Source organism: Streptomyces sp. NPDC107521 (assembly GCF_055598485.1).
This window is the reverse complement of the sequence record NZ_JBVKAT010000026.1, coordinates 33,018-53,622: the sequence shown is the minus strand read 5'-3', so window position 1 is coordinate 53,622 and position 20,605 is coordinate 33,018. Positions and strand designations below refer to the sequence as shown.

The following is a 20,605-nucleotide window of genomic DNA, read 5'->3' as shown; positions in this document are numbered from 1 at the left end:
ACGGTGATCAGCCCGGGAGGCGGAGGGGACGCGGGGGAAGCGCATTAGTCGTACCGGCACGGGCCCGGACGGCTGCGGGACGGCCCCCGGGGTGCCCTCCCGCGGGCGGACCGGGCCCGGTCCCCGAGGCCGGCTCGCGCTCCGGCCCGGAGGCCCCGGGCTCGGCCCGCGGCGACGGAGCCGGGCACCAGCGGGCGGACGGCCGGGACGGCGGAGGCGGGGAACGCCGGGACGGCGAAGGGGCGGGCCGGAGCGCGGCGACCGCCGGGCCGCCGCCCTACCCGACCCGGGCCGCCGCCCTACCCGACCTGGGTGGCGCCGCTGTACCCGCCCCGGGGTGGCGCCGGATCCGCCCGGGGACGGCGGTGGCCCGACGCCGTACCCGCCCCCGGCCGCTCGAACCACCCGCCCCGGCTCCCCGGCCCGCCCGCACCCGCCGGTACCTCCGTCCCACGGTTCCCCGATGGGTCTCCACGGGTCCCTACGGGCCTCTACGGGCCCTCATGGGCCTCCGCGGACCCCCATGGGCCCACCGGGACCACCCAGCCCTGCGCCCGCCGGAACCGGTCTCAGGGCCCGGCGGAGGCGGCGCCCGGGGCCCGCCGGAGGCGATGCCCGGGGCCCGGCGGAACCCGCGCCCCGGGCCTTCCGGAACCGGTGCCCGGAGGCGGTGAATCGGATTTGGGCGATCGGCGGGCGACCGTGTAATGTCTTCATCGCTCGCCCCAATAGCTCAGTCGGCAGAGCGTCTCCATGGTAAGGAGAAGGTCAACGGTTCGATTCCGTTTTGGGGCTCTGGTGTGAGAGGTCCCGCCGCGAGGCGGGGTCCGATCGCATCTCAGCGGTGTAGCTCAGTCGGTAGAGCAAGCGGCTCATAATCGCTGTGTCACCGGTTCAAGTCCGGTCACCGCTACTGTCAGTAGCCGATTGCGGGGTCGGTCCTTCGATCGGCTACTCTTTCCTGCGTAAATACAGTCAATCCGTTCGTCAAGGAGCACTCACGTGGCTGCCACCGACGTCCGCCCGAAGATCACGCTGGCCTGCGTGGAGTGCAAGGAGCGGAACTACATCACCAAGAAGAACCGGCGTAACAACCCGGACCGTCTTGAGATGAAGAAGCACTGCCCGCGTTGCAACGCGCACACCGCGCACCGCGAGACGCGATAAAACAGGCTCGTACGCGAGGCCGTCCCCGTAGTTTGGGGGCGGCCTCGCGTCGTTGTGGCCAGTTGCCCTCCGCGCACCGCGGCGGGGATCCATCAGCAGTCCAGCAGCAGGAGCAGGAGGTGCCGAGCCATGGCGCTCGACCAGTCCTTCGTGGGACGGACCTATCCGCCCACCGAGCCCTACGAAGTGGGCCGGGAGAAGATCCGCGAGTTCGCGGAGGCGGTGGGGGACGGCAACCCCGCGTACACGGACACGGATGCCGCCAAGGCGCTCGGTCACCCGGACGTGATCGCCCCGCCGACCTTCGTCTTCGCCATCACCTTCAAGGCGGCCGGGCTGGTCGTCGAGGACCCGCAGCTCGGGCTGGACTACAGCCGGGTCGTCCACGGCGACCAGCGGTTCGCGTACACCCGCCCGGTGCGGGCCGGCGACCGGCTGGCGGTCACCTCCACCATCGAGGCGATCAAGTCCCTGGCCGGCAACGACATCCTGGACATCCGCGGCGAGGTGCACGACGAGACCGGTGAGCACGTCGTGACCGCCTGGACCAAGCTGGTCGCCCGCGCGGCCGAGGAGGCGTGAGCACCCCATGACCGCGAAGATCGCGTACGCCGACGTCGAGGTCGGCACGGAACTGCCCGCGCAGACCTTCCCCGTGAGCCGCGCCGCGCTGGTGCGGTACGCGGGTGCCTCCGGCGACTTCAACCCCATCCACTGGAACGAGCGGTTCGCCAGGGAGGTCGGACTGCCGGACGTCATCGCGCACGGCATGTTCACCATGGCCGAGGCGGTCCGCGTGGTCACCGACTGGACCGGGGACCCCGGCTCGGTCGTCGAGTACGGGGTGCGGTTCACCAAGCCCGTGGTCGTCCCGGACGACGACAAGGGCGCCCTGATCGAGGTCAGCGCCAAGGTCGGGGCCAAGCTGGACGACAACACCGTCCGCGTGGACGTCACGGCGACCAGCGGCGGCCAGAAGGTGCTGGGGATGTCCCGGGCCGTGGTGCGCCTGGCCTGATCCGGCCCCCGGGAGCGGGACGGAGCGGCGGCCCCCGGGCCCGGCCCCGCCCCGCTCCTTCTTTCTTCCCGCCCCGCTCCGCTCCTTCTCCCGTTCCGGCCGTCCCGGGCCCCCGATCGGTCCCCATTTCGGTGACCGTGAGTGACGGTGGCCAGATGTGACGCAGATCGCGTACGGAGTCCGACGGAGGACGGGCGCCAAGGCGCCGGCCGCCCGGCGCCCGACGGGCCCACGGTGCCCGACCGCCCCCCCGGCCTCCGCCGACGGACGGCGCCCCGCGCGGCCGACGGCACTCAGCCGCCCGCGCCCCCGGCCGCCCTCCGACGGACGGCGCCCCGCGCGCCCCGGAGGCGCGCGACGGAACCCGACGACTCGCGCGTCCCACGGCCCCTGGGGCGCCGCCGCCGCGGGAGGGAAGCCCCCGCGGCGGCGACCGGCCCGCGAATCCCCGCTTGACGGAGTTAGTAATCGAGCACTAACTTTCTCGCATGGTCCGGATGAGTGCTGAGGAGCGGCGCGAGAGCGTCGTCCGCGCGGCGATGGCCGAGTTCGCCCGCGGCGGCTACTACGGCACCTCCACCGAGGCGATCGCCAAGCGGGTCGGAGTGTCGCAGCCGTATCTCTTCCGCCTCTTCCCGGGCAAGAAGGCGATCTTCCTGGCGGCGGCCGAGCGCTGTGTCGACGACACGGTGCGGATGTTCCGGGAGGCCTCCGAGGGGCTGACCGGCGAGGCCGCCCTGCACGCCATGAGCGGCGCGTATCTGACCGTCATCACGGAGCATCCCGAGCAGTTGATGATGCAGATGCAGATGTACCTCGCGGTGGCCGCCGCCGAGCAGGAGGGCGACTACGAGTTCGGCGAGTCGGTGCGCACCGGCTGGATGCGGCTGTGGGACACCGTCCATCTGCCGCTGGGGGCCGACGTCGAGGAGACGACGAACTTCCTGGCGTGCGGCATGCTGGTCAACTGCCTGTCGGCGATGGGCTTCCCGTCCGGTCACCGGGTGTGGGAGGGGCTGTACATCGCGGCCGGGCCGGGGTCCTGCGGGGCGGGCGCGGGGGAGGCCGCCGACGGGGCGGCCGGGCCGGGGGAGTAGCGCGGGGGCGGGGTGCGGGGGAGCGCCCGGTCTCTCCGTGCCCATAAAAGTTAGTGATTGATAACTATGTCAACGGCCGAGTGAAGCACGGCCATCACCCGTGGGGGAGCAATGCCACCGAAGCGACCGGAATCACCGGAATCACCGGAATCACCGGAGTCACCGAAGTCACCCGAACCGGCGGGCCCGGAGCAGCGGCCGGACGCACCGTCGCCGGCGAACGGACCGGGATCACCGGCCGGACCGGCGTCGCGCCGGGGAGCCGTCTGGGCCCTCGTGATCACCAGCGTCGCCGGTTTCATGGCCTCGCTGGACAACCTCGTCGTCACCACCGCGCTGCCCTCGATCCGCGAGGACCTCGGCGGTGAGCTGCACGACCTGGAATGGACCGTGAGCGCGTACACGCTCACCTTCGCCGTCCTGCTCATGTTCGGCGCGGCGCTCGGGGACCGCTTCGGCCGCCGCCGCCTCTTCGGCACCGGCCTGGTGGTCTTCACCGTCGCCTCCGCCGCAGCGGCGCTGGCCCCGGGCATCGACACGCTGATCGCCGCCCGCGCGGTCCAGGGCGTCGGCGCGGCGATCATGATGCCGCTCACCCTGACCCTGCTGACGGCCGCCGTGCCGGTCGCCAGGCGCGGGATGGCGTACGGGATCTGGGGCGCCGCCAACGGGCTCGCGGTGGCCTCCGGCCCGCTGATCGGCGGCAGCCTCACCGAGCACTTCTCCTGGCAGTGGATCTTCTGGCTGAACGTCCCGCTGGGCCTCGCCCTGCTCCCGCTGGCCCGCTTCCGCCTCGCGGAGTCCTACGGCACCGGTGCCCCGCTCGACGTCCCCGGCACGCTCCTGGCCAGCGGCGGACTCTTCGGCATCGTCTACGGCCTGGTGCGCGGCCCCGTCGACGGCTGGAGCGGACCGGTGGTGCTGACCGCGCTGTCCGGCGGCGGCGCGCTGCTCGCGGGCTTCGTCCTCCACGGCACCCGCGCCAGGAACCCGATGCTCCCGATGCGGCTGTTCCGCTCCCGCGCCTTCGCCGGGATCAACGCGGCGGGACTGCTGATGTTCCTGGGCATGTTCGGCTCGGTCTTCCTGCTGAGCCAGTACCTCCAGGGCGTGCTCGGCTACTCGCCCACCGAGGCCGGGCTGCGGATGCTGCCGTGGACGGGCGCGCCGATGATCGTCGCCCCGGTGGCGGGCATCCTCTCCGACCGGATCGGGGGGCGCCCGGTCGTCGCGGCCGGCCTCTTCCTCCAGGCGGTGGGGCTGGGCTACCTGGCCACCGTGATCACGGCCGACGCCTCCTACGGGGTCCAGCTGCCCGGACTGGTCGTCAGCGGCGTCGGCATGGCCCTGTACTTCGCCCCGGCCTCCGCCCTGGTGATGTCCAGCGTGGTGCCGGCGGAGCAGGGCATCGCCTCCGGCGCCAACAACGCGCTCCGCGAGGTGGGCGGGGCGCTCGGCATCGCCGTCATGGGCTCGATCTTCGCGGCCCGGGGCGGCTACGAGACCGCGCGGACCTTCGTCGACGGACTGAGGCCGGCGCTGCTGGTCGGCGCCGGGGCGGTGGCCCTGGCCGGTGTCGCGGTGCTGCTGATCCCGGCCCGGGGACCGGTCCGCCCGGCCGGTCCGCCGACGGCGGAGCCCGCGCCGGAGGAGGAGCGGTCACCGGCCGCCGTGGCCGGCTGAGACCGGACGGCGCCCCGGGCCGCACCACGGCCGGGGCGCCGTCCCGGGACACCCGTACGGGAACGCCCCGCCGCCGACGGCCGGGGCGTTCTCGTAGTCTTGGCCCCGTGCAGGAACTCCATGACGCGCCCCTCGCCCCGCTGACCACCTTCCGCCTCGGCGGCCCCGCCGCCCGCCTGGTCACGGCCACCACGGACGCCGAGGTCGTCGCCGCCGTCCGCGCGGCCGACGACACCGGTACGCCGCTGCTGCTGATCGGCGGCGGCTCCAACCTGGTCATCGGCGACAAGGGCTTCGACGGCACCGCCCTGCACCTCGCCACCCGCGGGTACCGGCTGGACGGCACGACGCTGGAGCTGGCGGCCGGGGAGGTGTGGAGCGACGCGGTCGCCCGCACGGTCGAGGCCGGGCTCGCGGGCATCGAGTGCCTCGCCGGCATCCCCGGCTCGGCGGGCGCGACACCCATCCAGAACGTGGGGGCGTACGGGCAGGAGGTCGCGTCCACGATCACCGAGGTGACCGCGTACGACCGGCGGGCCCGCGAGACGGTCGTCCTGACCAACGCCGAGTGCGCCTTCTCGTACCGGCACAGCCGCTTCAAGGCCGACCCGGAGCGCTACGTGGTGCTGCGCGTGCGGTTCGCGCTGGAGGACGCCGGGGGCCTCTCCGCACCGCTGCGCTACGCCGAGACGGCGCGGGCGCTGGGCGTCGAGGCGGGCGACCGGGTCGCGGTGGGCCGGGCGCGGGAGACGGTGCTGAAGCTGCGGGCGGGCAAGGGCATGGTGCTGGACCCGGAGGACCACGACACGTGGTCGGCGGGCTCCTTCTTCACCAACCCGATCCTCACCGACGAGGAGTTCGCGGCCTTCCGGACGAGGGTCGCCGGGCGCCTCGGGGACGACGCGGAGCCGCCCGCGTACCCGGCCGGGGAGGGTCGTACGAAGACCTCCGCGGCGTGGCTGATCGACCGGGCGGGCTTCCCCAAGGGGTACGGCGAGGGCCCGGCGCGCATCTCCACGAAGCACACGCTGGCGCTGACCAACCGGGGGACGGCGACGACGGAGGACCTGCTGGCGCTGGCGCGGGAGGTGGTGGCCGGGGTGGCGGACGCGTTCGGCGTGACCCTGGTCAACGAGCCGGTGACGGTGGGCGTCACGCTCTGACCCCACGCGCCGCCCGTGCGCTCAGGCGGGCGGCGGGAGCGGACGGCCCTCGACGGCCGCGGCCACGTGCTCGGGGGTCAGCCGGTCCGTGCCGTACAGCTCGCCCCAGGCCGTGATCCGGCCGAGGGGGCTGTCGGGATCCGGCGGCTCCTCGCTCAGCCGGGCGCCGAGAACGATGGCCCCGAACTCCGCCCCGACCCGCTGCGCGTCACTCATCTCCTCCACCCCGCCAGACTACGCGGCCGCCACGGCGAAGCCGCAGGCCCCGCACCCGCACCCGCGCGCGGCGAAAGCCGAAGATGCCGAGCAGGCGCGGCCCCGACCCGCGTACGGCGAGGACCGGTGGGGAGAGGTGGGCGCGGCCCCGCACCCGCGCGCGGTGAGAACTGGCGGGGAGGGATGGGCGCGGCCCCGCACCCGCGTACGGCGAGAGCCGGAAGAAGAGGACGGGCAGGTTCCCGCAGTCGCGCACGGCGGAATCCGGCGGAGGAGAGTGGGCGTGGCCCCGCAGTCGCGTACGGCGGGAAGGGGACGGGGCGGGGGTGGTCGCCCGCAGAGGTTGGCGCGTCAACAGAGTGCGCCCTATCGCCACCCGATTCCGCGCCGTTCCGAGGACGACCACCCCCGCCCCGGCCCCGACCCACACCGCACCGGGAGGCGCGACGCGCACCCCCACACAGCGAAAGAGGCCGCCGCAGGCACACCCCTTCACGACCGAACGCCCCCGCACGGACCGCCGCGGGCACAGCCCCACCCGCCCCCGCACGGGCCGCCCGCCGGAACCGCCCGGTTCAGGCGGTCAGCCAGGTGTCGACGCCGGACAGGAGCCCGGCCTTGGTGTCGGCGGAGGCCGCCGAGGCGCGGATGGACTGGCGGGCCAGCTCCGCCAGCTCGGCGTCGGTGAACCCGTGGTGGTGCCGCGCGATCTCGTACTGCGCCGCCAGCCGCGACCCGAAGAGCAGGGGGTCGTCCGCGCCCAGCGCCATCGGCACCCCCGCGTCGAACAGCGTCCGCAGCGGCACGTCCTCGGGCTTCTCGTACACCCCCAGCGCCACGTTGGACGCCGGGCACACCTCGCACGTCACCCCCCGGTCGGCCAGCCGCTTCAGCAGCCGGGGATCCTCCGCCGCCCGCACCCCGTGCCCGATGCGGTGCGCCTCCAGGTCGTCGAGGCAGTCCCGCACGGACGCCGGCCCCGTCAGCTCGCCCCCGTGCGGCGCCGACAGCAGCCCGCCCTCCCGCGCGATGGCGAACGCCCGGTCGAAGTCCCGCGCCATGCCCCGCCGCTCGTCGTTGGAGAGCCCGAACCCCACGATCCCCCGGTCGGCGTACCGCACGGCCAGCCGCGCCAGCGTCCGCGCGTCCAGTGGATGCCGCATGCGGTTCGCGGCGACCAGTACCCGCATCCCGATCCCGGTGTCCCGCACGGTCGTGTCCACCGCGTCCAGGATGATCTCCAGCGCGGGGATCAGCCCGCCCAGCCGCGGGGCGTAGGACGTCGGGTCGACCTGGATCTCCAGCCACTTCGACCCGTCCCGCAGATCCTCCTCCGCGGCCTCCCGCACCAGCCGGCGGATGTCGTCCGCGTCCCGCAGGCAGGACCGCGCCGCGTCGTACAGCCGCTGGAAGCGGAACCAGCCCCGTTCGTCCGTCGCCCGGAGTTTCGGGGACTCGCCCCGGCCCAGCGCCTCGGTCAGGACGTCGGGCAGCCGCACCCCGTGCTTGTCGGCCAGTTCCAGCAGGGTCGAGGGCCGCATCGAGCCGGTGAAGTGCAGATGCAGATGGGCCTTCGGCAGCTCAGAGAGATCACGTACACGCTCCATTCCGTGATCCTGCCGCACGCCGCGCCCGCGCGGGTAGCGGTTTGCCCATCCGGGAGGCGGCCGTACGGGGAACCGCCCGTGAACGGCGGGCGGCCGGAAGCGGAGAGGGCACCGCCCGTCGCCGGGAGGTGCCCTCTTCGGTGGCCGCGGGGAGGACCCGCGGGGCGGACGTCAGTCCTTGGCCTCCGCCAGGAGCTTCTGGATGCGGGAGATCCCCTCGACGAGGTCCTCGTCGCCGAGCGCGTAGGACAGCCGCAGGTACCCGGGCGTGCCGAAGGCCTCGCCGGGCACGACGGCGACCTCGGCCTCCTCCAGGATCAGCGCGGCCAGCTCCACGGAGGTCGCGGGGCGCGTGCCGCGGATCTCCTTGCCGAGGAGGGCCTTGACCGAGGGGTACGCGTAGAAGGCGCCCTCGGGCTCGGGGCAGAGGACGCCGTCGATCTCGTTGAGCATCCGCACGATGGTGCGCCGGCGCCGGTCGAAGGCCTCGCGCATGGCGGACACGGCCTCCAGGCCGCCGGAGACCGCGGCGAGCGCGGCGGCCTGGGCGACGTTGGAGACGTTGGACGTGGCGTGCGACTGGAGGTTGGTCGCGGCCTTGACGACGTCCTTGGGGCCGATGAGCCAGCCGACCCGCCAGCCGGTCATGGCGTAGGTCTTGGCGACGCCGTTGACGACGATGCACTTGTCGCGCAGCTCGGGCAGGAGCGCGGGCAGCGAGGTGAACTTCGCGTCGCCGTAGACGAGGTGCTCGTAGATCTCGTCGGTCAGCACCCAGAGCCCGTGCTCGACGGCCCAGCGGCCGACCGCCTCGACCTCGGCCTCGGAGTAGACGGCGCCGGTCGGGTTGGAGGGGGAGACGAACAGGACGACCTTGGTCCGCTCGGTGCGGGCCGCTTCGAGCTGCTCGACGGAGACGCGGTAGCCGGTGGTCTCGTCGGCGACGACCTCGACGGGCACGCCCCCGGCCAGCCGGATGGACTCGGGGTAGGTCGTCCAGTACGGCGCGGGGACGATGACCTCGTCGCCCGGGTCGAGGATGGCGGCGAACGCCTCGTAGATGGCCTGCTTGCCGCCGTTGGTGACGAGCACCTGGGAGGCGTCGACCTCGTAGCCGGAGTCGCGCAGTGTCTTCTCGGCGATGGCGGACCGCAGCTCCGGCAGCCCGCCGGCCGGCGTGTAGCGGTGGTACTTCGGGTTCTTGCACGCCTCGATGGCGGCCTCGACGATGTAGTCCGGTGTCGGGAAGTCGGGCTCACCGGCACCGAAGCCGATCACCGGGCGCCCGGCGGCCTTGAGGGCCTTCGCCTTGGCGTCGACGGCGAGGGTGGCGGACTCGGAGATCGCGCCGACTCGGGCGGAGACCCGGCGCTCGGTCGGAGGGGTTGCAGCGCTCATGTCCCCATCGTTCCAGACCCGAAACCTCAGCGGCACACGGGTTTCACGGACTGAACGCCACCGGGCGACGGCGGGCCGGACACCGTGCGGTCGTCCGGCGGACTCCTGGTGTGCACGCGGGCGGACGGTAGGGCGGCGGTACGACCGGGCGAGCCGGCGGCGGAAGCGGACCCGGGGGCTCCCCCGACGGCCCCCGGAGCGGCCCGGGGAGGAGGACGAGTCCGGCGGGCGGACCCCCCTGGCGGGCCCCGCCGGACTCCCGGACTCCCGGGCTCTCGGAGCGCCCCCATCCGGAGCGGCGGGCCCCTGCCGGACCTCTCCCGACCGGCTCCGGGAGGAACTCCGCGGCCCCCCGACACGTCAGACCGCACCCCGGCAGACCTCCGGCAGACCTCCGGCAGACCTCCGGACGCCCCCGAACGGGCCCGGACCCCCCACTCCACGGGACACGCACCGCACTCCGGGACAACAGTCCGAATAAACCCGGGATACACCCGGAAGCCCCCCGGATATGCCCCGGATGCCCCTTCACGGGACCGTCCGGAGGGGCGTTCCGGCGGCCCGTGATCAGGACTGTCGATCATTTCTGTTCGACGCCCGGCCCATGAACACGTACACTCTCACCTCGTTGGCCTTCAGCGGCCCGCACACGTCAGGTGCACAGTGAGCACCCGGGGGGATGCGGTACGTTGGGGGGCACACAAAGGGTCGTAGCTCAATTGGTAGAGCACTGGTCTCCAAAACCAGCGGTTGGGGGTTCAAGTCCCTCCGGCCCTGCTACACACACCATCGCCAGGATGTGTGCGCAGGTTACGTACAGCAATGCATCGCCGTGCGGCTCATACCGGGCGCGGCACGGCCACGACCCGGAATCAGGTGAGGACGAGTGACGGACGCCGTGGGCTCCATCGACATGCCTGATGCCCAGGACGAGGCACCGGACGAGAAGCCGCGCAAGGGCGGCAAGCGCGCCAAGAAGGGCCCGCTGAAGCGCCTCGCGCTCTTCTACCGGCAGATCATCGCGGAGCTGCGGAAGGTCGTCTGGCCCACCCGCAACCAGCTCACGACCTACACCACCGTGGTCATCATCTTCGTGGTGATCATGATCGGCCTGGTGACCGTGATTGACTATGGCTTCAGCCACGCTGTCAAGTACATCTTCGGCTGAGCCGAGAGCGATAGGGCGCCGAGGTACCCGGCGCCCCTTTCGCGTGTTCCACCCCTATGTATCCAGGAAGAAGCAGCCACAGTGTCTGACCCGAACGTGAACGACGCCGTTGAGCCTCGCGGGGAGGCTGCCGAGACCGTCGAGGACGGGACCGGCCTCGTCGACGGCGCGGACAACGAGGACACACAGACCCCCACCGGGGCCGAGGCTGCCGAGGGCGCCGTCACCGCCGCCACCGAGGACACCGAGAACGAGGACACGGCCGCCGCGGAGACCGGGGACGGGACCGACGAGGACACCGAGGGCGAGGAGCCGGAGGCCGCCGAGGCGGAGACCGAGCCGGAGCCCGAGGTCGACCCGATCGAGAAGCTCCGCCAGGAGCTGCGCATCCTCCCCGGCGAGTGGTACGTCATCCACACCTACGCCGGGTACGAGAACCGGGTGAAGACGAACCTGGAGCAGCGCGCCGTCTCGCTGAACGTCGAGGAGTACATCTTCCAGGCCGAGGTGCCGCAGGAAGAGGTCGTCCAGATCAAGAACGGCGACCGCAAGACGATCCGCCAGAACAAGCTCCCCGGTTACGTGCTGGTCCGCATGGAGCTGACCAACGAGTCCTGGGGCGTCGTCCGCAACACCCCCGGTGTCACCGGCTTCGTGGGCAACGCCTACGACCCGTACCCGCTGACGCTGGACGAGATCGTCAAGATGCTCGCTCCCGAGGCCGAGGAGAAGGCGGCCCGCGAGGCGGCCGAGGCCGAGGGCAAGCCGGTGCCGCAGCGCAAGGTCGAGGTCCAGGTGCTGGACTTCGAGGTGGGCGACTCGGTCACCGTCACCGACGGTCCCTTCGCCACGCTGCAGGCCACGATCAACGAGATCAACGCCGACTCGAAGAAGGTCAAGGGCCTCGTCGAGATCTTCGGCCGCGAGACCCCGGTCGAGCTGAGCTTCGACCAGATCCAGAAGAACTAGCCGCCCGCCGCGGCGGGCGACACCGCCGCGGCAGCGCCGGCCCCCTTCTGGACGTACTGCTTCCGACCAGGTCGGACCGGCCCTCGCTGGCCGGTCTGACCTGCTCGGTTTTTGGCCGCGCATCCATACCCGCTATCGTTGTGCGGTATGCCCGCATCCGGGGACTCCCTGAGAAAGACTCACCGGACACGGGCAGGACCCGAATCGAAAGGACCCGGAGAGCCATGCCTCCCAAGAAGAAGAAGGTCACGGGGCTCATCAAGCTCCAGATCCAGGCCGGTGCCGCCAACCCGGCTCCGCCGGTCGGCCCCGCGCTGGGTCAGCACGGCGTCAACATCATGGAGTTCTGCAAGGCCTACAACGCCGCGACCGAGTCGCAGCGCGGTTGGGTCATCCCGGTGGAGATCACGGTCTACGAGGACCGTTCCTTCACCTTCGTCACCAAGACGCCGCCGGCCGCCAAGATGATCCTCAAGGCCGCGGGCGTGGAGAAGGGCTCCGGCGAGCCGCACAAGACCAAGGTCGCGAAGATCACGCGCGACCAGGTCCGCGAGATCGCCACCACCAAGATGCCCGACCTCAACGCCAACGACCTGGACGCCGCCGAGAAGATCATCGCCGGCACCGCGCGTTCCATGGGCGTCACGGTCGAGGGCTGAACCCCACCTTCCAGCAGCAGAAGTGGCAGGGCCCGCTCGGCCCGGACCACAACTCCTAAGAAGCCACAGGAGCAGTAGTGAGCAAGCGCAGCAAGTCTCTCCGCGCTGCGGACGCCAAGGTCGACCGGGACAAGCTCTACGCCCCGCTCGAGGCCGTCCGTCTCGCCAAGGAGACCTCCACGACCAAGTTCGACAGCACCGTCGAGGTCGCCTTCCGCCTGGGTGTCGACCCGCGCAAGGCGGACCAGATGGTCCGCGGCACCGTGAACCTCCCGCACGGCACCGGCAAGACCGCCCGGGTCCTGGTCTTCGCGACCGGTGACCGTGCCGAGGCCGCGCGTGCCGCGGGCGCCGACATCGTCGGCGCCGACGAACTGATCGACGAGGTGTCGAAGGGCCGTCTGGACTTCGACGCCGTCGTCGCCACCCCGGACCTCATGGGCAAGGTCGGCCGCCTCGGCCGCGTGCTCGGTCCCCGTGGTCTGATGCCGAACCCGAAGACCGGCACCGTGACCCCGGACGTCGCCAAGGCTGTCAACGACATCAAGGGCGGCAAGATCGAGTTCCGCGTCGACAAGCACTCGAACCTGCACTTCATCATCGGCAAGGTGTCCTTCGACGACGCCAAGCTGGTGGAGAACTACGGCGCGGCCCTGGAGGAGATCCTCCGTCTGAAGCCGTCCGCCGCCAAGGGCCGGTACATCAAGAAGGCCGCCATCAGCACCACGATGGGCCCCGGCATCCCGGTCGACTCCAACCGCACCCGCAACCTCCTCACCGAGGAGGACCCGGCGGCGGTCTGAGCCCACGGCTCACCGAACCGGTCCACGGGCCCCGCACCTTCGGAAGGTGCGGGGCCCGTTCCCGTCTCCGGACGCCCGGTCCGTCTCCCGTGACGGAAGACCGGCAGCGGATTCCCGGGACGGGCGTGCCCCGCCTGGGCTACCGTGCGGGGATGACCACGCGCACCGGCGCGCGCGGAGGACGGTACGGGCCGCGCGGGCGGTCCCGGGGGCGGTCCCGCGGTGGCGGGGCGGTACGGGGGTTTGGCACATGACGAGCACGACGGCGCGCCGCGCTGTCCGGTGGCCGGCTCTGCTGGTGGCGGTCCTGCTGGGGGCCGGGACGGCCTGCTCGGGCTCCGACGGGGACCACGCCGCGGGCGGTCACTCCGCCTCCGGACGGCCCGACGGCACGGTGGCGGCGAGTGCCCCCGCCGACCCCACCGGTTCCTCCGCCACCGGCGTCCCCGGCGGTGACGTCCCGGCGGAGCAGGCACTGCGCGCCGTGGAGCGGGCCCTCCGCGAGGCGGGCTCGGCCAGGATCGAGAGCAGCACCGTGATCAAGGGCGGGATGTCCCTCAAGGCCAAGGGCGTCGTCGCCTGGCGGAGCGGCGTCACCGGCGCCATGACGATGACGGGCACCGGTGACTACAAGGACATGCTGCTGCGAAGTATCGGCACCGACTCCGTCGAGGCGCGCTATCTGCCCGACGCCTTCTACTCGCGGATGGGAGGTGCCATGGCCGCTGTCTTCCAGGGACGGTCCTGGTTCCGCTACGGCTACGAGGACCTGGAGAGGCTCCCCGGTGGTGCCGGGGCCGGTATCACCGGGCAGATGCGCGACAACACCCCCGACAAGGTGATCGCGGTGATCCTCACCAGCGAGGACCTGCGCAGGGTGGGGGAGGAGCGGGTGCGCGGCCGGAACACCACGCACTGGGTCGGCACGGTCGGCTCCACCACGGCGCACGGCACCGTCGACATCTGGGTCGACGACCGTGATCTGCTGGTGAAGCGCGCGGAGCGGGGCAGGACGCCCGACGGGGAGGTGTCCCAGACCTCGTACTACAGCGACTACGGGGTCCCGGTGTTCGTCCGGCCGCCCCCCGCCGAGGACACGGTGGACTTCGGGGAACTGACCCGGAGCGGAGCCCCCGCCTCCTGACCGCGATATCTGGTTGATCGTTTCCCCTGGGGCTGGGTTACCCTCCGCCTGTGTGTCCGCTGTGGGGCGGCCGAATCCCTTGGGGGGAAATTCCATGAACCAGTCCATACGCAAGCCCGTGGTCGCCGGTGTGGCCGCGCTGCTCCTCGCGGCCGGTGCCGTCGGCTGCGGCGCCGAGAAGGAGAAGTCCCCGGAGATGTCTCCGGCGGCTGCCGTCGCCAAGGCCGCGAAGAAGTCGGAGGACATCACCTCCCTGACCTACCGGATGACGGGCCGCACCCCGCAGGAGGGGCGCGTCGAGGCCGACGCCGAGATGCGCATCAAGCCCACCCTCGCGATGAGCATGAAGATCAAGGCACTTGACCAGGGGGCCGACGGGACCGCCGAGATCCGTCTCGTCGACGGCGCCATGTTCATGGGCGGGAACCCCGAGATGGCCAAGGAGATGGACGGCAAGAGCTGGATCAAGTTCGACCTGTCCGCCATGGGCGCGGACGACGAGCTGAACCAGCTCGGCGGAGCGTCCACGGCCGAGCGCAATCCGGCCGAGGAGGCGAACTTCCTGACCGGCGCCAAGGACGTGGAGAAGGTCGGTACCGAGAAGATCGACGGTGTCGAGACCACCCACTACCGGGGCAAGGTCTCCCTCGCGGACCTGAAGGACCTGGCGAAGAAGGACGAGAAGACCCGGGAACAGCGCGAGAAGGCCCTGGAGCAGTACGAGAAGATGGGCGCCGACGAGCTGACGATGGACATGTGGATCGACGGCGAGGACCACACCAAGCAGTTCCGCACCCAGAGCGAGACCAAGGACGGCCCGTTGGACGTCACCATCCTCTTCGGTGACCTCAACAAGCCCGTGAACGTCACCGCTCCGCCCGCCTCCCAGGTCATGGACCTCGGCGAGATGATGAAGGAAGGCGCCGAGGGCTGATCCTCCGAGGCCCCCTCTCCGCGGGGCCGGTGGGGCGGCCCACGACCGGCCCCCCACGGCCCCCGCGCCTTCCGCAGCCCCCCACGGCCCACGCTCCGCTCCGCCCGCCGGCCTCCGTGCGGGCGGATTTGCCTGCCGGCGACCCGTTCGCGTACGCTCCTTCTGAAGCCAAAGACCGCTGGTCGTTGCCGTGTGCTCGTGAGAGGACGCGGTGGCCGAAGGATCCGCTGAACTGCGGACGACCCGCGCAGGTGACAGTGGAGAAGCTCCCGGGAGCCGACCGCGCCGACGCGCGGAAGGGAACCGGTCGAGCTACGCCCCGTGCGCCTGCGCCGGGGCGTTTCGTTTTCCCCAGTCCTCCTTCGGGTCCGCGCGGTCCGAATCACCCGGAAGGAGGCCGAGGCTCTATGGCGAGGCCCGACAAGGCTGCCGCGGTTGCCGAGCTGACGGACAAGTTCCGCAGCTCCAACGCCGCCGTGCTGACCGAGTACCGCGGTCTCACCGTGGCGCAGCTCAAGACGCTGCGCCGGTCGCTCGGTGAGAACGCCCAGTACGCCGTGGTGAAGAACACGCTGACCAAGATTGCGGCCAACGAGGCCGGGATCTCCACGCTGGACGACCACTTCAACGGTCCGACGGCTGTGGCCTTCATCACCGGTGACCCGGTGGTGTCGGCGAAGGGTCTGCGCGACTTCGCCAAGGACAACCCGAATCTCATCATCAAGGGCGGCGTGCTTGACGGCAAGCCGCTCTCGGCCGACGAGATCAAGAAGCTCGCGGACCTCGAGTCCCGTGAGGTTCTGCTCTCCAAGCTGGCCGGTGCCTTCAAGGGGAAGCAGTCCCAGGCTGCCTCCGTCTTCCAGGCGCTGCCGTCGAAGCTCGTCCGCACCGTGGACGCGCTGCGCGCCAAGCAGGACGAGCAGGGCGGTGCCGAGTAACTCGGCTCGCTTTCTGATCCGCCGCCGCCCCGCGGCGCGGATCGCAGCGGGCCAGACGTCTGCGCAGTAATGCCGTAAGGCAGCCGCCCGCCTCACCCCGTACATCCGGCACCCGCCGAATTAGTGGAAGGACCGCCATCATGGCGAAGCTCAGCCAGGAAGACCTGCTCGCGCAGTTCGAGGACATGACCCTCATCGAGCTCTCCGAGTTCGTGAAGGCGTTCGAGGAGAAGTTCGACGTCACCGCCGCCGCGGCCGCCCCGGTCGTCGTCGCCGGTGGTGGCGCGGGTGCCGTCGCCGAGGCCGTCGAGGAGAAGGACGAGTTCGACGTCATCCTCACCGGCGCCGGCGAGAAGAAGATCCAGGTCATCAAGGTCGTCCGCGAGCTGACCTCCCTCGGCCTGAAGGAGGCCAAGGACCTGGTCGACGGCGCCCCGAAGCCGGTCCTGGAGAAGGTCAACAAGGAGCAGGCCGAGAAGGCCGCCGAGTCCCTCAAGGGCGCCGGCGCCTCGGTCGAGGTCAAGTAAGGACCTCACGGATCCCGCGGGATCTGTAACGCGCAAGCGCCGAAGAGCGATCATCCATCCGGGTGGTCGCTCTTCGGCGTACGGGGGGACCGGCGGCGGCTCCCTTGCACGGGCGGCGGTGAAGAGTAGGGTGATCATCGGTCGCGCCGCCGCCGGGGCCCGGAGGCCCGCCGCGGCGGCCGGTTCGGACAAGGGGGGCCTTGACGAACCGCACGCAGCGCGCAATTCTCAGGACGCGTCGTCACGAGGATCCGAATCCGAGGCATGGATCGACGGCGAACAGGGCAGTATCACGGTGCGTTGAGGGCGAGGCCTTGCCGCAGGTGGTGAGAGCAACGAGGAGTCAAGACGGTTCGCTACACCCGCACTGGACATCAGTGGGCCAAGTGGCTACACTGACCCTTTGCGCTGCCTGTTAGCTGCCCCCTGCCCGTCACCAGGGGTCTGCCCTCGCCCGAGCACTGACGACCAGAGCACGCCTGACCTGGCATTTCGGCCACATCGGGCGCCCCGTGTCTCCGTGTGTGGATGAGGGGCCGGTACGCGCGTAGTGAGTCCGAGCCCTCGGAAGGACCCCCTCTTGGCCGCCTCGCGCAACGCCTCGACCGCGAATACGAACAACGCCGCCAGCACCGCCCCGCTGCGCATCTCCTTTGCAAAGATCCGGGAGCCCCTCGAGGTTCCGAACCTCCTCGCGCTGCAAACCGAGAGCTTCGACTGGCTGCTCGGCAACGACGCGTGGAAGGCGCGCGTCGAGTCGGCTCTGGAGTCCGGCCACGACGTCCCCACGAAGTCCGGTCTGGAGGAGATCTTCGAGGAGATCTCCCCGATCGAGGACTTCTCCGGGTCGATGTCGCTGACGTTCCGCGACCACCGCTTCGAGCCGCCGAAGAACAGCATCGACGAGTGCAAGGAGCGCGACTTCACGTTCGCCGCCCCGCTCTTCGTCACGGCCGAGTTCACGAACAACGAGACCGGCGAGATCAAGTCCCAGACGGTCTTCATGGGCGACTTCCCGCTCATGACCAACAAGGGCACCTTCGTCATCAACGGCACCGAGCGCGTCGTCGTGTCGCAACTCGTCCGTTCGCCGGGTGTCTACTTCGACTCCTCCATCGACAAGACGTCCGACAAGGACATCTTCTCTGCCAAGATCATCCCCTCCCGGGGTGCCTGGCTGGAGATGGAGATCGACAAGCGCGACATGGTCGGTGTGCGCATCGACCGCAAGCGCAAGCAGTCCGTCACCGTCCTGCTCAAGGCGCTCGGCTGGACCACCGAGCAGATCCTCGAGGAGTTCGGCGAGTACGAGTCCATGCGCGCCACCCTGGAGAAGGACCACACCCAGGGCCAGGACGACGCGCTGCTCGACATCTACCGCAAGCTGCGTCCGGGCGAGCCGCCCACCCGCGAGGCCGCGCAGACGCTGCTGGAGAACCTGTACTTCAACCCCAAGCGCTACGACCTGGCCAAGGTCGGCCGCTACAAGGTCAACAAGAAGCTGGGCGCGGACGCCCCGCTGGACGCGGGTGTCCTGACCGTCGAGGACGTCATCTCGACGATCAAGTACCTGGTGATGCTGCACGCCGGTGAGACCGAGACGACGGTGGGCGACGGTCAGACGATCGTCGTCGAGACCGACGACATCGACCACTTCGGCAACCGCCGTCTGCGCAGCGTCGGCGAGCTGATCCAGAACCAGGTGCGCACGGGTCTGGCCCGTATGGAGCGCGTCGTGCGCGAGCGCATGACGACCCAGGACGTCGAGGCGATCACGCCGCAGACCCTGATCAACATCCGGCCGGTCGTCGCCTCCATCAAGGAGTTCTTCGGCACCAGCCAGCTCTCGCAGTTCATGGACCAGAACAACCCGCTGTCCGGGCTGACGCACAAGCGCCGTCTGTCCGCGCTCGGCCCGGGTGGTCTCTCCCGTGAGCGGGCCGGCTTCGAGGTCCGTGACGTGCACCCCTCGCACTACGGCCGCATGTGCCCGATCGAGACGCCCGAAGGCCCGAACATCGGTCTGATCGGCTCCCTCGCCTCCTACGGCCGGGTCAACGCGTTCGGCTTCGTCGAGACCCCGTACCGCAAGGTCAACGACGGCCAGGTCACCGACGACGTCGACTACCTGACCGCCGACGAGGAGGACCGCTTCGTCATCGCGCAGGCCAACGCCACGCTCAACGACGACCTGCGGTTCGCCGAGGCCCGTGTGCTCGTCCGCCGCCGCGGCGGCGAGGTCGACTACGTCGGCCCCGAGGACGTGGACTACATGGACGTCTCGCCGCGCCAGATGGTGTCGGTCGCGACCGCCATGATCCCGTTCCTGGAGCACGACGACGCCAACCGCGCCCTCATGGGCGCGAACATGATGCGCCAGGCCGTACCCCTGATCAAGTCCGAGGCGCCGCTGGTCGGCACCGGCATGGAGTACCGCTCGGCCGTCGACGCCGGCGACGTCGTCAAGGCGGAGAAGGCGGGTGTGGTCCAGGAGGTCTCCGCGGACTACATCACCACCACCAACGACGACGGCACGTACATCACGTACCGCCTGCACAAGTTCGCCCGCTCCAACCAGGGCACCTCGGTCAACCAGAAGGTCATCGTCAACGAGGGCGACCGGGTCATCGAGGGCCAGGTCCTCGCCGACGGTCCGGCCACCGAGAACGGCGAGATGGCGCTCGGCAAGAACCTGCTGGTCGCGTTCATGCCGTGGGAGGGCCACAACTACGAGGACGCGATCATCCTGTCGCAGCGCCTCGTGCAGGACGACGTCCTCTCCTCGATCCACATCGAGGAGCACGAGGTCGACGCCCGCGACACCAAGCTGGGCCCCGAGGAGATCACCCGGGACATCCCGAACGTCTCCGAGGAGGTCCTCGCCGACCTCGACGAGCGCGGCATCATCCGCATCGGCGCCGAGGTCATCGCCGGCGACATCCTCGTCGGCAAGGTCACGCCCAAGGGCGAGACCGAGCTGACCCCCGAGGAGCGGCTGCTGCGCGCGATCTTCGGCGAGAAGGCCCGCGAGGTCCGCGACACCTCGCTGAAGGTGCCGCACGGCGAGATCGGCAAGATCATCGGCGTCCGCGTCTTCGACCGCGAGGAGGGCGACGAGCTGCCGCCCGGCGTCAACCAGCTCGTCCGCGTCTACGTCGCGCAGAAGCGCAAGATCACCGACGGTGACAAGCTCGCCGGCCGCCACGGCAACAAGGGCGTCATCTCCAAGATCCTGCCGATCGAGGACATGCCGTTCATGGAGGACGGCACCCCGGTCGACATCATCCTGAACCCGCTGGGCGTCCCGTCCCGGATGAACCCGGGACAGGTCCTGGAGATCCACCTCGGCTGGCTCGCCAGCCGCGGCTGGGACGTCTCCGGCCTCGCCGACGAGTGGGCCGAGCGCCTCCAGGTGATCGGCGCCGACAGCGTCGAGCCCGGCACCAACGTCGCGACCCCGGTCTTCGACGGTGCGCGCCAGGACGAGCTGGCGGGTCTGCTCCAGCACACCATCCCCAACCGGGACGGCGTGCGGATGGTGCTCCCCAGCGGCAAGGCGCGGCTGTTCGACGGCCGCAGCGGCGAGCCGTTCCCGGAGCCGATCTCGGTCGGCTACATGTACATCCTGAAGCTGCACCACCTGGTGGACGACAAGCTGCACGCCCGTTCCACCGGCCCGTACTCGATGATCACCCAGCAGCCGCTCGGTGGTAAGGCCCAGTTCGGCGGCCAGCGGTTCGGTGAGATGGAGGTGTGGGCGCTGGAGGCGTACGGCGCCGCCTACGCGCTCCAGGAGCTTCTGACCATCAAGTCCGACGACGTCACCGGCCGCGTGAAGGTCTACGAGGCCATCGTCAAGGGCGAGAACATCCCCGAGCCCGGCATCCCCGAGTCCTTCAAGGTGCTCATCAAGGAGATGCAGTCGCTCTGCCTGAACGTGGAGGTGCTGTCCAGCGACGGTATGTCCATCGAGATGCGTGACACCGACGAGGACGTCTTCCGCGCGGCGGAGGAGCTCGGCATCGACCTGTCCCGGCGCGAGCCGAGCAGCGTCGAAGAGGTCTGACGGGAGTTCCGGCGGGGCTCGTACCACGAGTCCCGCCGGCCCCAGGAC

The 20,605-nt window shown here is 70.9% G+C and carries 18 protein-coding genes and 3 tRNA genes; 18 read left to right on the top strand and 3 right to left on the bottom strand.

What is annotated here, in order from left to right; translation table 11 throughout:
- The first annotated feature begins 722 nt into the window (after window positions 1-722).
- The 8 genes from ACZ7LB_RS28690 (at window position 723) to ACZ7LB_RS28655 (ending at window position 6,128) form a co-directional block, all read left to right on the top strand.
- Window positions 723-795: transfer RNA gene (locus tag ACZ7LB_RS28690), tRNA-Thr, on the top strand.
- 45 nt (window positions 796-840) lie between these two features.
- Window positions 841-913: transfer RNA gene (locus tag ACZ7LB_RS28685), tRNA-Met, on the top strand.
- Between the two features lie 89 nt (window positions 914-1,002).
- Entirely contained in the window at window positions 1,003-1,167 is a 165-nt protein-coding gene (rpmG, locus tag ACZ7LB_RS28680) for a 50S ribosomal protein L33 (protein WP_003948671.1), read from the top strand.
- A 129-nt stretch (window positions 1,168-1,296) separates the two neighbouring features.
- The gene (locus ACZ7LB_RS28675; RefSeq protein WP_471472110.1) at window positions 1,297-1,749 is read left to right on the top strand and encodes an FAS1-like dehydratase domain-containing protein; all 453 of its coding nucleotides are present in this window, start codon (window positions 1,297-1,299) and stop codon (window positions 1,747-1,749) included.
- A gap of 7 nt (window positions 1,750-1,756) precedes the next feature.
- A complete protein-coding gene (locus tag ACZ7LB_RS28670) occupies window positions 1,757-2,185 on the top strand; it encodes a MaoC family dehydratase (protein ID WP_161224544.1) in 429 nt (142 codons plus the stop codon).
- Between the two features lie 488 nt (window positions 2,186-2,673).
- Window positions 2,674-3,282, top strand: a complete 609-nt coding sequence (locus tag ACZ7LB_RS28665) for a TetR/AcrR family transcriptional regulator (protein WP_471472109.1) — start codon at window positions 2,674-2,676, stop codon at window positions 3,280-3,282.
- A gap of 276 nt (window positions 3,283-3,558) precedes the next feature.
- Window positions 3,559-4,965, top strand: coding sequence for an MFS transporter (locus ACZ7LB_RS28660; protein ID WP_471472108.1), 1,407 nt, complete (start codon window positions 3,559-3,561; stop codon window positions 4,963-4,965).
- Between the two features lie 107 nt (window positions 4,966-5,072).
- Window positions 5,073-6,128 carry a UDP-N-acetylmuramate dehydrogenase gene (locus ACZ7LB_RS28655; protein ID WP_471472107.1) on the top strand — a complete coding sequence of 352 codons (1,056 nt, stop codon included), beginning with the start codon at window positions 5,073-5,075 and terminating at the stop codon, window positions 6,126-6,128.
- Between the two features lie 21 nt (window positions 6,129-6,149).
- Here the strand turns inward: ACZ7LB_RS28655 and ACZ7LB_RS28650 are convergent, their stop codons facing one another.
- From ACZ7LB_RS28650 to ACZ7LB_RS28640, 3 genes are all read right to left on the bottom strand, one after another.
- Complete coding sequence (locus ACZ7LB_RS28650) at window positions 6,150-6,353, bottom strand: hypothetical protein (RefSeq protein WP_471472106.1); 204 nt, start codon at window positions 6,351-6,353, stop codon at window positions 6,150-6,152.
- Window positions 6,354-6,919: 566 nt separating this feature from the next.
- Window positions 6,920-7,951 (bottom strand): adenosine deaminase, encoded by a 1,032-nt coding sequence (locus ACZ7LB_RS28645; RefSeq protein ID WP_471472105.1) that lies wholly within the window; start codon window positions 7,949-7,951, stop codon window positions 6,920-6,922.
- A gap of 171 nt (window positions 7,952-8,122) precedes the next feature.
- Window positions 8,123-9,349 carry a pyridoxal phosphate-dependent aminotransferase gene (locus ACZ7LB_RS28640; protein ID WP_471472104.1) on the bottom strand — a complete coding sequence of 409 codons (1,227 nt, stop codon included), beginning with the start codon at window positions 9,347-9,349 and terminating at the stop codon, window positions 8,123-8,125.
- Window positions 9,350-10,053: 704 nt separating this feature from the next.
- Between ACZ7LB_RS28640 and ACZ7LB_RS28635 the strand changes: the two genes are divergently transcribed.
- From ACZ7LB_RS28635 to rpoB, 10 genes are all read left to right on the top strand, one after another.
- Window positions 10,054-10,126: transfer RNA gene (locus ACZ7LB_RS28635), tRNA-Trp, on the top strand.
- 109 nt (window positions 10,127-10,235) lie between these two features.
- Window positions 10,236-10,517 (top strand): preprotein translocase subunit SecE, encoded by a 282-nt coding sequence (gene secE / locus ACZ7LB_RS28630; RefSeq protein ID WP_161224538.1) that lies wholly within the window; start codon window positions 10,236-10,238, stop codon window positions 10,515-10,517.
- 81 nt (window positions 10,518-10,598) lie between these two features.
- A complete protein-coding gene (gene nusG, locus ACZ7LB_RS28625; protein WP_471472103.1) occupies window positions 10,599-11,486 on the top strand; it encodes a transcription termination/antitermination protein NusG in 888 nt (295 codons plus the stop codon).
- Window positions 11,487-11,710: 224 nt separating this feature from the next.
- Window positions 11,711-12,145 (top strand): 50S ribosomal protein L11, encoded by a 435-nt coding sequence (rplK, locus tag ACZ7LB_RS28620; protein WP_004927359.1) that lies wholly within the window; start codon window positions 11,711-11,713, stop codon window positions 12,143-12,145.
- A 77-nt stretch (window positions 12,146-12,222) separates the two neighbouring features.
- Complete coding sequence (gene rplA, locus ACZ7LB_RS28615; protein WP_161224536.1) at window positions 12,223-12,948, top strand: 50S ribosomal protein L1; 726 nt, start codon at window positions 12,223-12,225, stop codon at window positions 12,946-12,948.
- A gap of 250 nt (window positions 12,949-13,198) precedes the next feature.
- Window positions 13,199-14,092, top strand: a complete 894-nt coding sequence (locus tag ACZ7LB_RS28610; protein ID WP_471472102.1) for an SCO4651 family lipoprotein — start codon at window positions 13,199-13,201, stop codon at window positions 14,090-14,092.
- 94 nt (window positions 14,093-14,186) lie between these two features.
- A complete protein-coding gene (locus tag ACZ7LB_RS28605) occupies window positions 14,187-15,026 on the top strand; it encodes an SCO4651 family lipoprotein (protein ID WP_471472101.1) in 840 nt (279 codons plus the stop codon).
- A 407-nt stretch (window positions 15,027-15,433) separates the two neighbouring features.
- Window positions 15,434-15,964: a 50S ribosomal protein L10 gene (rplJ, locus tag ACZ7LB_RS28600; RefSeq protein WP_161224533.1), complete on the top strand. Its 531-nt coding sequence runs from the start codon at window positions 15,434-15,436 to the stop codon at window positions 15,962-15,964.
- A gap of 140 nt (window positions 15,965-16,104) precedes the next feature.
- Window positions 16,105-16,491, top strand: a complete 387-nt coding sequence (gene rplL / locus ACZ7LB_RS28595) for a 50S ribosomal protein L7/L12 (RefSeq protein WP_471472100.1) — start codon at window positions 16,105-16,107, stop codon at window positions 16,489-16,491.
- Between the two features lie 580 nt (window positions 16,492-17,071).
- Entirely contained in the window at window positions 17,072-20,557 is a 3,486-nt protein-coding gene (rpoB, locus tag ACZ7LB_RS28590; protein ID WP_471472099.1) for a DNA-directed RNA polymerase subunit beta, read from the top strand.
- The last annotated feature ends 48 nt before the right edge of the window (window positions 20,558-20,605 follow it).